The sequence below is a fragment of the Occallatibacter gabretensis genome (genome assembly GCF_001449115.1).
GTDB classification, from domain to species: Bacteria; Acidobacteriota; Terriglobia; order Terriglobales; family Acidobacteriaceae; genus Telmatobacter; species Telmatobacter gabretensis.
The window spans coordinates 441412-456068 of record NZ_LAIJ01000010.1 but is presented as its reverse complement, the minus strand read 5'-3'; the positions used below and the strand labels follow the sequence as shown (position 1 = coordinate 456068).

The following is a 14657-nucleotide window of genomic DNA, read 5'->3' as shown; positions in this document are numbered from 1 at the left end:
CTATGACACGTAACACTAGCCCCATTCATGATCCGGCTGTTCACGATCCGAGTGACCTTGGCGAGCTGGAGCGGGATCTGCTCTCGATCGTCTGGCGGCTGGGCACGGTCACCGCTGAGCAGGCTCGCGAAGAGCTTGCCCGCCCGCTCAAGGACTCGACCATCCGCACTGTTCTGCGGCGGCTGGAAGAAAAAGGCTACGTGGCGCACTCGGTGGACAATCGCACCTTTCTTTACCGTCCTGCGGAGTCTCGCCAGCATGTTGCGGCGCGCGCGGCCAAGCGAATTGTGGACTGGTTCTGCGAGGGCTCGGTGGAGGCACTGCTGGTAGGCCTTGTGGACCAGAAGGTGCTCGACCGGGGCGAGCTGGCGCGGCTGGCCCGACGCGTCGCCGAGGCCCAGAATCAATCCGACCCAGCCAGAAAGTCCGCACAGAAGGAGGAGAAGCAATGATCGCCTTTGTTTCCTCAGCAGTGGTTCCGGTGGCCGCAGCGGCGCTTCGCGGCCTGGCTGCGGCGCTTGCCGTCGCGGGCGGGATTACGGTCCTGCGCCTGCGTCATGTGGTGGCGCAAAAGGCAGCCTGGACGCTGGTACTGGCCGGCGCGATGCTTATGCCGCTGACCTCTCCATGGCTTACTCCGTGGGTTGCGCGGCAGAACTGGCTGCCAGCATGGCTGCCAACCGCATCTAGCGCGTCTGCGGCCGCGTCCACAGTGATGACGCAATCGCAAGCCTGGCTGAAATCCTTCCGCACATGGCGAGAGGAGCATGTTGCAACACCTGTTGCAGCTCCGGTAAGCGAAACGCGTGCGCCGTCGTACGAAAACGCAGCTTCCGCCGCTCCCGTTTCCGCTGTGCATGCTTCGGAGATTCCAACAGTGGAACGCACCTCCGTGCCGCAGGAGCTTGCCGGCCCGCTGGGGCCGCAATATCCGCCCCGTGCGGTAGAAGCTTATGCTGCACAGCGCATCTCGCCGATACTGACCGCCGCTGCGGATGCGGCGTGGGCACTCTACCTTGTCGTTGCCGTAGCAATGCTGGGGCGACTCTTGTATGGACTGAGCGCTGCTATGCGCCTATGGCAATCTGCGTGGCCGGTTACGCTTGCGAACACAAGCCTTCCGGTTCGGGTGCACGGGGAAATTACTTCGCCCGTTACGATCGGCTCCGGCATTCTGCTTCCCGCCGATTACGCCGAATGGGATTCGGACAAGCTCGACATCGTTCTCGCGCATGAAAGCTCGCATGTGCGCCAGCGCGACTTCTACCTGCAGTTTGCTGCCGGCCTTTATGCGGCCATCTTCTGGTTCAGCCCGCTGGGCTGGTGGCTCAAGGGCAAGCTCTCCAACCTCAGCGAGGCTATCAGCGACCACGCCGCCGTAGCTCATGCGGCCAGCCGCACCTCTTATGCGCAAATTCTGCTGGAATTCGCAAGCCAGCCTAACACCACTCACTTCGAAACTCGACTGGGGGTCGCCATGGCGCGCAAAGAACGTATCACCGAACGCATTGAATGGCTGTTGAACGAAACCCGCTTCCGGCAGGCATTTGCCGGTGGCCGGTCGCGCATCTTCGCCGCGGCAATTCTTGCTCCACTGGCTGTCTTCGCCGCGACTGCTCTTGTCCGCGTGGAGGCCAAGGCGCAGCAGGCTCCTGCTGCGCAACAACCTAATCCGGCCCAGCAGACCGTGCCGGCACAAGGGCCGGCCAGCGCTCCGCAGAGCACACCAGCCCCCACGACCGGCGTCTCACGTCCTGATGAAGCACCTATCAGCATCCCGCTTGCTCCGGTAGTGACGGATCTTGCTCCGGCAGCGCCGGATATTGCCCCGGTTGCGGCTCCCGCCCCTGCTCCTATAGTGGCACCGGTTGTAATCCCGCCTTTCCCGCAGGCCTCCACGGATGTGAAGGTGTCCGTCGGCGCCATCCATCCGGATGTGAACGTTTCCGTCGGGTCGTACGCGAATGTCGATACCACCTCCTACGGGCGAGGCTACTCCTATGCTTATGCCAATTCCGGCCAGGACAAAGGTGATTCCTATGCCGTGATTACCGGCCAGGGGCAGCAGCATGTGCGCTTCTCGGGCGACTACCACACAGACACGCTCGACAAGGCTAAGCGGCAGGCGCATGGGGATTTTCTCTGGTTCACCCGGGACGGCAAGGAATACATCGTGGATGATCCCGCGGTGCTTGCGCGGATCCATACCATCTACCAGCCGATGGAGCAGCTTGGCGAGCAACAGCGGCAGAGTGCGGAGGCCGCGAAGGCCGAGGTTGATCGCGAGATGGCTGATTCCAACTTGAACCAAGCAGGATTCGACGAGCAACGGGTTGAAATGCTCGCCCGCGAGCCGGAGTTTCAAAAACAGATGGCCGAGTTGAGCGCGCAAATCGGCAAGATGCAAATGCCGAAGATCAGGGCGGTCGATCAGAAGCAACTCGATGACCTGAAACGGCAGATGGCGCAGCTTCAGGCGTCGCAGCCTGACTTCAATAAGAAGCTGAGTGATCTGATCAACAAGATGGTCAGTCTCGAAATACCGAAGATCGACGCGATTGATCAGGAGAAGCTTGCCTTACTGAACGCACAGATGAGCACGCTCAGCAAACAATATTCCAAAGATCAGCTACGCATTGCGGAAAAGTATTCCGTGGACGCGAAAGTTTACAGCAAGCAATACTCCGATGCCTACAGCAAGATGGGTGAAAAAATGGGCAAGCTGGGCGGCGAGATGGGACGCATGGCAGGCGAAGCGGACAAGCAGATGCGCTCCATTATCGATGAGAGCGTGAAGGACGGCAAGGCGCGGCCAGTGCAATAAGGCAGGGACTAGAGACTAGGGATTAGAAGCAAAAACCCGCTCGGAATTCATCCGGGCGGGTTTTATGTTTTCATTTTTCTTTCGTTATGATTTCAACAGACTTTTCGCCAAGAACAGCACATTCGCAGGCCGCTCGGCCAGGCGCCGCATGAAGTACGGGTACCACTCGCGGCCAAAGGGGATGTAGATGCGAACGTTGTAGCCCTCGTGTATCAGTTGCCGCTGCAGATCGCGCCGCACGCCAAAGAGCATCTGGAACTCAAAGCGACTGGGCTCAATGTCATGCTGCGCAGCGTAAGATTTTGCCGCTTCAATCATCTTTGGATCGTGCGTTGCCAGGCCGTGATAGACCGCGCTGTCCAACAGCTTGCAGCTCAGACGGATGTAGTTCGCATCCACATCGGCCTTGCTGGGAAAGGCTACGCCGGCCGGCTCCTTATAGGCACCCTTGCACAGCCGCACGCGAATGCCGTCGGCCAGCAGCTGATCAATATCTGCCTGCGAGCGATACAGGTACGACTGGATCACAATGCCGATGGCGCCACGCATGCCCGCCTGCGCGTGGACCCGCCGGACAATATCCAGCGTGACCTGCGTCAGCGAGGAATCCTCCATATCAATGCGGACAAAGGAGCCGATGGAGCGCGCGTGCTCTGCAAGATTGCCGGCGATTGTTTCCGCCAGATCGGACGAGAGCTCCAAGCCCATCTGGGTCAGCTTGACACTCACGTTGGCGTTCAGCTTGCGCGCGGCAATCGCATCCAGAAGCTGGTGATAAATCTCAGCGGCCCGGTGTGCTTCGGACTCGTTGGTGACGCTTTCGCCCAGGGCGTCGAGCGTCACCGCCATTCCCTGGCGGTTCACGGCTTCCGTTACGCGCAGTGCGTCGTTAATCTCCATCCCCGCCACAAAGCGGGAGCTGAGTTTAACACCAATGCGGGAGCGCTCACCAAAGCGGCGGAGGCTGCGATTACGGGAGAGTGCGATAAAAGTGGAGCGCAAAAAGGGCATACGTCTACAGCGCTATTTTCTCATGTTCGGCCTGCATCCTGGCTACTCTACGCGATACAGGGCACAAGCATGTGGCGCAAGCTCCATATGCAGAGTTTTCGAAGCGGGAATATGCTTTCCCGTCCATACGTCGTAGGCTGCGTGCGGCTTTTCAGCAAGGTGGAAACTGAGCCACGCAACATCGGTTTTGACTGGCTCATCGCTCACATTGAAGACCGCGGCGTAAGTCTTGCCGCCTACGTGGGCGTACCATGCCCGCCAGGACAGCGGAGAACCGTCATTCATCGGCATGAGCGCCGGTCCGCTTTTGTCAGCCTTCTGGTTCATCTCCATGACCTCTTTGTTCGTCAGCAGCGAGCGAGCGAGGTCATCCAGCTTCGTCAGGTTTCCGCCAAAGATCAGCGGCGAGCGGGAGATGGCCCACAGCGTGAACTCAGTCCGCGTCTCGTCCTGCGTGTAGCGGGACTGACGCGGCTGACCCCAGCCGGGATGCGGTGTCAGCGACCCCTCGGGCAACATATCCGGATCGGGCCAGAAGCCCGGCCGCGAATATTTGTTCCACGATGCAATGCGGTCGAACTCCTCATTTAGATCGAAGGGAAACTCTGTTTTCTTGTCAGGAGTTTTCCATGCGTCCCAGTGATCGTCGGCGATACGAGTCATCTGCGCGTATTTCATGACTAGGTCCGCATTGGAGAGATTCGTCGGCCCCGGCGAGAGACTCAGCAGAATGGGCCGGCCGGTCTTGCGGATGGCTTCGGCGACCTGGCGGATCTCGGTCGGACGGTATTTGTGGTCGGAGATGCAGTCCACCTTGATGAAGTCCAGGCCCCACTCGGCATAACGCTTCAGCATGGAGTCGTAATAGGCCTGACCGGCTGCATTATCCTTCACGCCGTAGTTGGCGTCATCCCAAGGGCAGGTTTCGGTGGTGTCCGCGGCGTCGGCTGCATGAAAGGCTGAGCCGCCGATGGGCAGATTCGCCTGCACTACCTGTTTAGGAATCCCTCGCACAATGTGGATGCCGAATTTGAGGCCCTGGCTGTGCACCCAATCGGCGAGCGGTTTAAAGCCAGCGCCATTGACCGCTGAGGGAAAACGCGCTTCGACTGGCATCAATAAGCCGTTGGGATCGTATAGGTACTTGCGTTCGGCGAGGTCATGCCCTGCCGGATTCTGCATATACCAGCCTTCATCAATGACCGCATATTGCCAGCCAAGCGCACGCATGGATGCAAAGACCTGCACGTTGGCTTTAAATTGCGCTTCATCGATGGTGAAGCCGTAGGCATCCCAGCTGTTCCAACCCATCGGTGGGGTTGCAGCCAACTTCTGGGCGAGGGACGAGGCGCACAGCGCCAGGACTAGAGACAAAACACCTGCCGTACGCTTGAACGGGAGGAAAGCTGGATTCACGATGGATGCGCTCCGGTTAATTCTGGAGAATTATACCGGCTCTTGAGCAGTGGCAGCACGCTTGTGCTTGCGTTCCCCGCGGCAGCGGAAGAGAGTCGTCTTGCGGCACTGCCCGCATTCCCACGGATACATGCCGAAGTGCGACCAAAATCTGAGTTGAAAAAAGCCTTCACGCTTGATGCGACGCAAATGGCCGCTTCCGCAGCGTGGACAAATCAATCCTTCAGGATTGCGCTCTGAACCCGGTTTGTAGGGTCGTGACTGCACGTTTTCGCCACCTGCAACGGCCGTAGCTTGGAGCTTCAGCCTGAAAGATTTTCAGCCCGCTCTCGACTGGGATCCGTTCGTCCGGATACCTGAAAATCGAGATCGTTCTGTTCATCCTACTTTGATACAAAATGCGTAAGTTGATTGCAGGCAATCCAAGAAATCAAAGGTAATAAAGTTTCACGTCGGGAATGTTACGCTCGATTCCATTTCGGTCAGGCGGTGCGGAGCTTTTTTAGCCCTCTTTCCGCCAGATTCGCAAGTGCGCGCGCCAGTGTGGCCGAAGCGTTCAGAGATTCCGGGCGCTCAAGATGAATTCCCTTCCCGGCAGCGTACTCTTTGAACGCTATATCCACATCGTACAAGATTTCGACGTGATCGCAAAGAAATCCTATTGGCTGCAGAATCAGATTCTTGACGGACTGTGACGCGAGTATATCCAGCGTTGCTTCCACTGTCGGCCCGATCCAGGGACCACCGCTGGCCCCCTGGCTTTGAAATGCGAAATACCATGCCGGAACCTCTGGCACGCGCGCGGCTACCAGTTCCGCTGTTTTACGCGCGTCCTTTTCGTAGGGGTCGACGCCCTCGCCCGGCCAATGCCGCGGCTGATTTTCGTCTGGAGCAGGCGGCTGGACTGTCCGCGCAGGCACGGAATGCGCGGTAAACAAAACCGGGGCGTACGCTCCTGTTTCAGCCTTTATGCGGGCCTGTGCGTCACGCAGCCGCTCTGCAAAGGCCTCCGCCAGCAGCGGGTGATCTGCCCAGCCATCCGTAAAGTCGATCCGTATGGCACCAGCCTCCGCCTGCGCCGCCCGCCGGTAGAGCCCCACACTGGTGCGCGAGTTCTGAGGCGCGAGGCAAATTACCGCAGCCTCTTCCACACCGTCGACGCGCATCTGCCGAACCACGTCCGGTATATACGGACGCCAGTTCCGCATGCCGACGTAAACCTGCACAGGCTGCCCTACCCGGGCCAGCTCCGCCTCTGTCAGCCCCGCCTGCTGGAGAGTCAACTCCGTCAACGGACTGCGGCCAATGAGCGAATACCGGTGCTGAATCTCTTCCACCACGTGCTCCGGCATGGGCCGCCCGCTTACCACGTTGCGGAGATAGTCTGGGATTTGCTCCACAGTCTCCGGCGTGCCGTGGGCCAGCAGCAGGACCGCTTGCTTAGGCAATTGCGTTCTCCAACTTGAAATCCCGCACCATTTTCGCGACCGCCTGCACGTTTTCTACCGGCGTTCCTGGCACAATTCCATGGCCCAGATTAAAGATGTGTCCTGGCCTGCCCGCCGCTGAGCGCAGAATCTCTTTTACCCGCATCTCCAGAATCTCCAGTGGAGCAAAAAGCGTAATCGGATCGAGGTTTCCCTGCACCGCTCGCGTGTGGCCTACCGAGGCCCAGCCTTCATTCAACGGCTGCCGCCAATCCAGGCCGATTACATCCGCACCGGTTTCCGCCATGGCTCCGAGCAACCCTGCCGTATCCACGCCAAAGTAGATCACCGGCACGCCCATCTCCTGCACGGCACGCACTAGCCGCTTGCTTGCCGCAAAGGCGTAGTCGCGATAATCCGTAAGCGAAAGCGAACCGACCCAGCTATCGAATATCTGTATGACATCTGCCCCAGCCTGCACCTGCTGGCGGCAATATTCTGTGAGCACGATCACAATCTTATCCAGCAGGGCATTCCATGCAGGAGCGTTCTGGTACATCAATTGTTTGGTGAAAATGTAATTCCTCGACCCGCCGCCCTCAATCATGTAACTAGCCAGCGTGTATGGCGCGCCGCAAAAGCCGATGATTCCAAGCCGGTCGCGGAAGTGTGACGCTACCTTCTGAATTGCGACTGACACATATTCGAGATCACTCGCGCGGTCGGTCCGCAGGGCGCGCACATCCTCGGCTGTTCGCACGGGGCGATGCACCACCGGTCCCTCGCCCGCCTGAAACTCAAAGTCCAGGCCCATCGGCTCCAACGGCAGCAGCAAATCGGCAAAGATAATGGCTGCATCCACACCGAGCTTTTCCGCGGCAGTAATAGTCACCTCGGCAGCCAACTGCGGTTGTTTACAAATCTCCACGAGCGTGTGGTGCTTCCGCACCTCGCGGTATTCCTGCATGTACCGCCCCGCCTGACGCAGAAACCACACCGGGGTGCGGTCGACGGGCTTTCGCAGGCAGGCGCGTACGAAGCGGCTGCCGGCCAGTATCGAATCAGCGTTCAATTCGACAGTCGATTGAGGATTCGTAACAGTCTTGTCTGTAGAATTCATCCGGTATCAATTTTACCGGGCCTGACTGGGACGTAACGACATCCTTAAAAGGTCAGTTCAACGTGCGCTGCACTCCCGGCCACCGGCGCCGGCAACGCAATTCCTTCACGCGCCACCGACCGCAGTACGCGCCCATCCGCGCTGACTGCGTTCACCTCGTAGCTCAGCGTTGCCGCCGGCTGCGGGCGGTTGGCCTGCCACGCAAACGGAAGCTCCAGTGCGCATCCGGACTGGTTGCCTGAACCATTTGCCGGCGGCGCCGCATTTGTGCTTGGCATGATCCTTGCGCGGCACACATACACTGCACCTGCCGGCAGCGCACCCGCCTCTGGATGAAACGTGAGCGCATAAACGCTCGTCATAGCACTGCCTGCATTCACGCTTGAATCAGTCGTATTCGAGCTACCTGGGTCCGGCTGCGCCGCGGCTGCCAGCACGCCACACAATACAATCGCGCATATCGTCTGCATCGGAGTCCTCCCTCTATTTCCATCGGGCTCCTGCATCTGCAGCTTAAGAAAAATCTCCGCCTGGCCGGCTAGCGATACGGTACGAAAGTGTTTTCATGCCCCTTGTTTTCACGATTTGTGGGGACATGTTTTGGCATTCAAGCAATCGTCTGCAATCCGCAGCCGTGCCACTGGCCGCCCGTTCACCAGATGCTCTTCCACAATCTCAGCAGCGTCTGCGGCTGTGACACCGCCGTACCAGACAGCTTCTGGATAGACCACGACCGTCGGGCCATGCTCGCACTGATCCAGGCACCCCGCCTTGTTGATCCGCACAGGACCCTTTAGCAATCCAGCCTGACTCGCCGCCTTCGTGCGAAGCTGCAATTCCGCAAGCAACTCACTCTTTCCATCCACCGTGCACGATGGGCGTGGCGCGCCTTCCGGCCTGCTGTTCTGACAGACAAACACATGATGTTCAAAAACTGGCAATCGAAATTTCCTCCACGTTTAGACTAATGCACAGCTCCTAAGTTTGCTGCGCGAGGATTTATGTTGCGCGGCGCAACTACCGCACCCCTGCCCGAATCTGCAACAATGAACTCTGTGAGTATGAGTAAGGACGATCTGATTTCGCTTAAAGACGACATGGTGGCCTTCATTGAAGGTCATGGCATGCAACGCCTCCCCGGCTTCATAACCGAAGATGTGCCCACTGTCCTCTGGGACGGCAAAGACAATCCCGATTCGTGGAAAGACTTTGTCGAGATGGCCAAGCATGCCGGCGCACCCTTTGTAACCTTCAGTGAGGTCACGCTTGAGCATGAAGAGCTTGACGCCCTGGTTGAAGAAGCCAACGAGATGAACTACCCCGACGGGGAGGCCTCCGAACTGGTGGAAGCCGATTGGCTCCGCAAGTACACCGGCATGCTGGGTTACATTCAGCTTGGCTTTGTCTATCAGGGACTGGTCTTTCTGCATGAAACCACTACCGAGTGGTACGAGCGCTACCAGGCACTCCTTGAAGATATCGAGAGCTTCCAGGACATTGTTATCGACAGCCATCATGACCACGACGACGAAGAGGAAGACTAGGCACCTGCGGTGCGGCTGGCTGCGCCTTCAGCGCGAAAGAACCGATGACTGTCAAGCAACGCTGGCAAATCTCTCCGCCACACCCGGAAGCTGACAAGCTCGCACGCGACGCTCACATTCCTCAGCCGCTCGCTGAGCTGCTTCTGGCCCGAGGCATCTCCACTACTGCCGAAGCCCACATCTTTCTCAACCCCGCTGCGGATCAGCTTCACTCGCCTGCGCTCATGCTTGGCATGGACGCAGGCGTCGAACGCATCGAACGGGCCATTGCTAACAATGAGCCGATCCTGCTCTACGGCGACTACGACGTGGATGGCACCACTGCCGTCGTGCTGCTTAAGACTGCAATCGAGATGCTTGGCGGCACGGTGCGCTTTCATGTTCCGCATCGCATTCGCGAGGGCTATGGTTTGCAGTCGAGCGTGTTGGAAGAGGCCCGTGCTGCAGGCATTCGGCTCGTCGTGACGGTAGATACCGGCATGCGCGCCTGCGCCGAAGCTGAAACTGCACGCAGAATCGGCCTCGATCTTATCATTACGGATCATCATCTTCCTTCCGCATCCGACCCGCTACCGTACTGTGCTGCCATCCTCAATCCCAACCAGCCCGGCTGCGGTTATCCGGAAAAATCCCTCTGCGGAGCCGCCATCGCTTTCAAACTGGCGCAGGCGCTGCTGGAAAATCATGAATCGCACCGGCGTGATCCCAGCCGCCTACGCGAAAAGATATTGCCCAGCTTCCTCAAGATGGCGGCCATTGCCACCATTGCCGATGCTGTTCCGCTGCGCGGAGAAAACCGCGTCATCGCCTTTCTTGGCCTGCGTGAGCTGCGTCGTCCTGCCGCGGCTGGCCTGCGCGCTCTCTTTCAGGCTGCCGCGCTCGACCCCGCATCGAAGGCCATCACCAGCTTTGACATCGCCTTTCGGATTGCGCCACGCATCAACGCGGCAGGACGCATGGATATTGCTTCCGAGGTCATCGAGCTCTTCACGACGAGGGACGTGAATCGCGCGCGTGACCTGGCAAACAAGCTCGAAGCTCTCAATCGCCAGCGTCGCGATGCCGAGGCCTCTGCGCTTGCCGAAATTGAAAGGCGTCTGGCCGAGGACGCGGAGTTGAAAGACGCGCCTCTGCTTGTTGTGGACGGGGAAGGCTGGCACCGCGGCATTATCGGTATCCTTGCCTCGCGTGTTGTGGAGCGCACGGCCAAGCCAGCCTTTGTTGTCAGCGTGGAAGACGGCGTTGCGCATGGGTCGGGCCGCTCGGTGGATGGTTTTCCGCTGCTGGAAGCGCTGGAAAGTTGTGCGCCGCTCTTTACACGCTTCGGCGGCCATGCCTTTGCTGTTGGATTTGCGCTACCTGCTGAACGGCTTACTGAACTCAAGCGCGGCCTTGTCGCTCATGCTCACGAAAAGCTTGCCAATCGCGAGCCGGAGCATTTGCTTCGCATTCACGCTGAGCTGCCGCTTGAGCGGATTACTCCGGTTCTGGCTGGGTGGTTGCGCCGGCTTGAGCCCTTAGGGCATGGCAACCAGGAGCCGGTCTTTGTTGCGCGTGGTGTTCGCGTTCTCAACGCGCCGCGCATCATGAAGGAGCGGCACGTTCGGGTGGATCTGGCCTCCGGTCCCGCCACTATGCGCTGCGTTGGCTGGGACTGGGCTGCTCGCTGCGCTGCCCACGGCCTGAAACAAGGCTCGGTCATCGATCTGGCTTACAAGATCCGCGAGAACGATCATCCCGATTATGGCGGCATCGAGGTGGAGATCGCCGGAATTGAGATTCCTCGGTAATTTCACGCTACGTCCGCGGTGGATTCGTGCATGCTGGACGGCAGGCCGGTTGCACGGCTTCTTGAATGAGTAACCCCGCTTCATCCGCCTCGGTAACCATTTTCTGCGCTCCCCGGGTGCCAATTATCCACATCGCGGTATACACTTCTTTACGGGAGTTTTATATAGTGGCCACCGCAGCTGTGCGCTTTACCGCTGCCGCCCTTACGGATCGCGGTCGGAAGCGCCCCTCCAATGAAGATGCATTCGGGTTCTCGGTCGAGGATGGAGTCTATGTCCTCTGTGACGGCATGGGCGGTGCTGCCGCCGGCGAAGTCGCCAGCTCGATTGCTGTCGATGAGGTATTGCGGATCTTTCATGAGCGCAATGGCTCCGCTGTGCTGCCTCATGATGCGGAGGAAGCGATTGGCATTGCCAATGAGGCTATTTACTCCCGCGGCCGCCGCAATTACAAGCTCAGTGGCATGGGTACTACGCTTGTTGCCGTGGTGGTTCGCAACCAGCATGTCTGGGTGCTCAATGTTGGGGACAGCCGCTGTTACCGGCTGCGCGCTGGAAAGCTGGAGCAGGTTACGCTGGATCACTCGCTTGTAGAAGAGCAGGTACGCATGGGCCGTATGACCAAGGCGGAAGCTGCCCGCTCTCCGATGCGCAACATGATTACCCGCGCGCTTGGGACGCAGGGCCAGGTTACGCCGGATTGCTTTAATTTTGACGCCCAGGCTGGTGATCTGCTGCTGCTTTGCTCGGACGGCCTGACACGCGAGCTTTCCGATTCGCTGATTCAGTCGCTTATTTCTTCCGATCTACCGCTCGAACAGCGCTGCTCGCGGCTGATTGAAGCAGCTAAAAAAGCCGGCGGGCATGACAACATCACTTGCGTGCTGGTTCAGGCTGATTAGCGGTGTTCGATTCCGGACGATTGCTTAGTTATCCTGTGCAGGGCTGACTCCGAACTGATTTATTTTGTGCGAGTTGTGACGAACTGCACAGTTCTTACGTAAATCTTTATGCGATCTTCATTTCGGGACTGTGCGATCCAGATTTTACAGAATTTCACAGTGCCAGTGAAAAAGGGTGGGGGAGGGGTCCCCTCCCCTCCCATAAACACGACGGCCCGAATCCATGGATTCGGGCCGTCTTTTTCCTACTGATTATGAGTGTGGCACAAATGGGCGTTATTTTATGCAAACTTTCTGGAGGCGGGAGACGGTACGAAAGGACAATGGACTTTGGTAACTAATGAGCAGGCGGATTAGCAGAGATACCTGAAGAGATAGCCATGAAAAAATTTGCCACACTTCGCGTGAAGCACGATTGACATGTAACTCACGTTCTCATGCGGGTGGACGAAGTACAACAACAAGAACAACCGCAGATCCTTCGACTTGTTTCACGCTGTGCGTGAAACTTCGCTCAAGATGACAATGTGTGAGGAGAGTGGGCGGGAGTGCTATCCCAGGTCCCAAAAACAGGGACCTGGGGCACCCATCGTTGTCGTAGGACTAACGAAAGGCAAAAGAGGCAAAAGCAGGTCCTTCGACTCACCACCCCCAAACTCTGCCCCAAAGAGCAAAGACCGCTCTTTGGGGACCCCTGAAGAAAACGTTTGGGGCCCCGTTCGCTCAGGATGACACGGTGTAATGGGAGAACTGGTGGGAGTGCTATCCCACCCTAGCGGCAAAAACAAAGACGCCGCGAGGATGGGGCACCCGGTTGGTGGGAGGACGGGTGTTACTTACCCTCAAAGAATTTCTCTATTTCTTCTAATGTCTTCCCTTTTGTCTCTGGCATGAAGAAGGCGGCGGTCAGGAAGTAGATCACTGTGAAGCCGGCGAAGAGATAGAACATTGTGGAATAGCCGTACTTGCCGACTACGGGCAGGAAGATGGCGGCGAGTGTGGTGGAGACCGTCTGGTTGAGGACGAGTGCGACGGACATGCCGTTGGAGCGGATGCGGGTGGGCATGAGCTCTGAGAGTGCGAGCCAGACGCAGACGCCGGGGCCCAGGGCATAGAAGCCTACGAATAGATAGAGACAGATAGCGACTAGCCAGCCGTTGGTGGCTGAGGGCACGGGTGTGATGTAGGCGTGCAGGATGCGGAGCGGGGCGGTCTGGGCGGCTTTGAGGTCGGCGAAGGGGTTTTGGAAGAAGGCCGCGACGCTGGTCTCAGGGATGGATGAGGCGCGGTCGATGGATGCCGGTTCGGCGTCATCGAGCAGGACGGGCTTGGTGCTGGAGTTGAAGTCGCCATAAGAGTAGATGATGGCGAGGGACTGCGGGCCGGTTGTGGCGGCGGGCGCGCCGAGTTGCTTCAGAGCTGCGTCGTTGAAATTGATGCTGATCTTGTTGTCCGCAGTGACGAGCGACTGGATGGCATCGCGTGCATCGTAGCGACTTCCTTCAGAGCGGAGGAAGAGGGTTCCGACGGCGACCATGGAGAGGATGATGCCGGAGGTTCCGGTGATGAGTAGGAACCGGCGGCCTTTTTTGTCGACGAGCTGGAGGCCGACGACGGTCATGAGGAAGTTGCAGAAGGTGAAGAGCACGTATCCCCAGTGGGCCATGACGTCTGACAGGCCGCTCTGGATAAGGATGTCGACGTTGTAACCGATGACGGAATTGATGCCGGTGGCCGTGTTACAGGCAAGGATGACGCAGGCCAGGATGAAGGGGATGACGTAACGGCGGCTGAAGAGCGAGCCCTTGTGCGCGGCTCCCGAAAGCGATTTACCTTCTGCCGCGATTTGGGCCATTTCTCCGAGTTCTGTAGTGGCCTGCTCGGGAGTGCGTGAACGCAACAATGCGGTGCGGGCTGCGTCTGTGCGACCGCGGCTGAAGAGCCAGCGCGGCGACTCCGAGATGAAGAAGGCTGTAACGACGAAGAGCAGGCCGGGCGGCAGGGACATCCAGAAGATGCTGCGCCAGGCGAGATCTTTGGTGTGGTGGAGCAGATCAGGTGAGGCAGTTTTGGCGATCTCAGCCACGTGATAACTGAGGAAGATGCTCATGAGAGCGGCGATGAAGATGCCGAAGGTGAGCAGCCACTGGAAGATGCCGGTGCCTTTACCGCGTGATTTGGCTCCGAGGCATTCCGCAAGATACAGCGGGACGACGACTCCGACTAGACCTCCGCTGACGCCCTGAAGGAGACGCCCGGCGAAGAGCGCTGCGAAGCCGTGGGAGAGCGCGATGATGGGTACGGAGGCAGAAAAGGCGAGGCCGGAGAGAAGCATGAGCGGCTTGCGGCCGAGCCAGTCCGCGAGCAGGCCGGCGAAGAGCGTGGAGAAGACGCTGCCGAGGAGCACGGCGGCGACGATGATGGAGATCTGGCCGCGGTTGAGGCCGGAGGTGGCTTCAAGATATGGGAGCGCGCCGCCGATGATGCCTACGTCAATGCCGTAGAGGAGCCCGCCGAGTCCGGCAACGATCAGGAGAAAGCGGTTGTAGCGGGCGAGAGTGGATTCGACGGCAGTGGGCATTGGGGCTCCGGAGGTTAATTGAATAGAGATGTCAGCTTATCA

General features: G+C 58.7%; 12 protein-coding genes. 5 read left to right on the top strand and 7 right to left on the bottom strand.

Annotated features, from left to right (window positions below):
- Positions 1-2 precede the first annotated feature (2 nt).
- Together VO84_RS18100 and VO84_RS18095 are read left to right on the top strand one after the other, a co-directional pair.
- On the top strand, positions 3-452 hold the full coding sequence (locus VO84_RS18100) for a BlaI/MecI/CopY family transcriptional regulator (RefSeq protein WP_058189133.1): 450 nt from the start codon (positions 3-5) through the stop codon (positions 450-452).
- Positions 449-2824, top strand: coding sequence for a M56 family metallopeptidase (locus tag VO84_RS18095; RefSeq protein ID WP_058189132.1), 2376 nt, complete (start codon positions 449-451; stop codon positions 2822-2824). The genes VO84_RS18100 and VO84_RS18095 overlap by 4 nt, the downstream gene beginning before the upstream one ends.
- Positions 2825-2908: 84 nt before the next feature.
- On the opposite strand, the gene VO84_RS18090 is transcribed toward VO84_RS18095, so the two are convergent.
- From VO84_RS18090 to VO84_RS18060, 6 genes are all read right to left on the bottom strand, one after another.
- The gene (locus VO84_RS18090) at positions 2909-3835 is read right to left on the bottom strand and encodes a proline dehydrogenase family protein (protein WP_058189131.1); all 927 of its coding nucleotides are present in this window, start codon (positions 3833-3835) and stop codon (positions 2909-2911) included.
- 42 nt (positions 3836-3877) lie between these two features.
- Positions 3878-5251, bottom strand: a complete 1374-nt coding sequence (locus VO84_RS18085; protein ID WP_231738059.1) for a glycoside hydrolase family 27 protein — start codon at positions 5249-5251, stop codon at positions 3878-3880.
- 482 nt (positions 5252-5733) lie between these two features.
- Positions 5734-6699 (bottom strand): ferrochelatase, encoded by a 966-nt coding sequence (gene hemH, locus VO84_RS18075; protein WP_058189128.1) that lies wholly within the window; start codon positions 6697-6699, stop codon positions 5734-5736.
- Entirely contained in the window at positions 6692-7798 is a 1107-nt protein-coding gene (gene hemE / locus VO84_RS18070; protein WP_058189127.1) for a uroporphyrinogen decarboxylase, read from the bottom strand. The genes hemH and hemE overlap by 8 nt, the downstream gene beginning before the upstream one ends.
- A 44-nt stretch (positions 7799-7842) precedes the next feature.
- Positions 7843-8268: a hypothetical protein gene (locus tag VO84_RS18065; RefSeq protein WP_058189126.1), complete on the bottom strand. Its 426-nt coding sequence runs from the start codon at positions 8266-8268 to the stop codon at positions 7843-7845.
- A 108-nt stretch (positions 8269-8376) separates the two neighbouring features.
- Positions 8377-8739 carry a (2Fe-2S) ferredoxin domain-containing protein gene (locus VO84_RS18060; RefSeq protein ID WP_058189125.1) on the bottom strand — a complete coding sequence of 121 codons (363 nt, stop codon included), beginning with the start codon at positions 8737-8739 and terminating at the stop codon, positions 8377-8379.
- Between the two features lie 120 nt (positions 8740-8859).
- On the opposite strand from VO84_RS18060, the gene VO84_RS18055 reads away from it, so the two are divergent.
- The 3 genes from VO84_RS18055 to VO84_RS18045 all read left to right on the top strand — a co-directional run bounded on the left by VO84_RS18055 (position 8860) and on the right by VO84_RS18045 (position 12034).
- Positions 8860-9342, top strand: coding sequence for a hypothetical protein (locus VO84_RS18055; RefSeq protein ID WP_058189380.1), 483 nt, complete (start codon positions 8860-8862; stop codon positions 9340-9342).
- A 44-nt stretch (positions 9343-9386) separates the two neighbouring features.
- Positions 9387-11132 (top strand): single-stranded-DNA-specific exonuclease RecJ, encoded by a 1746-nt coding sequence (gene recJ / locus VO84_RS18050; RefSeq protein WP_058189124.1) that lies wholly within the window; start codon positions 9387-9389, stop codon positions 11130-11132.
- Positions 11133-11299: 167 nt separating this feature from the next.
- Positions 11300-12034 (top strand): Stp1/IreP family PP2C-type Ser/Thr phosphatase, encoded by a 735-nt coding sequence (locus VO84_RS18045; RefSeq protein ID WP_231738057.1) that lies wholly within the window; start codon positions 11300-11302, stop codon positions 12032-12034.
- Positions 12035-12866: 832 nt separating this feature from the next.
- On the opposite strand, the gene VO84_RS18040 is transcribed toward VO84_RS18045, so the two are convergent.
- Entirely contained in the window at positions 12867-14615 is a 1749-nt protein-coding gene (locus VO84_RS18040) for an MFS transporter (protein WP_058189123.1), read from the bottom strand.
- Between the last annotated feature and the right edge of the window lie 42 nt (positions 14616-14657).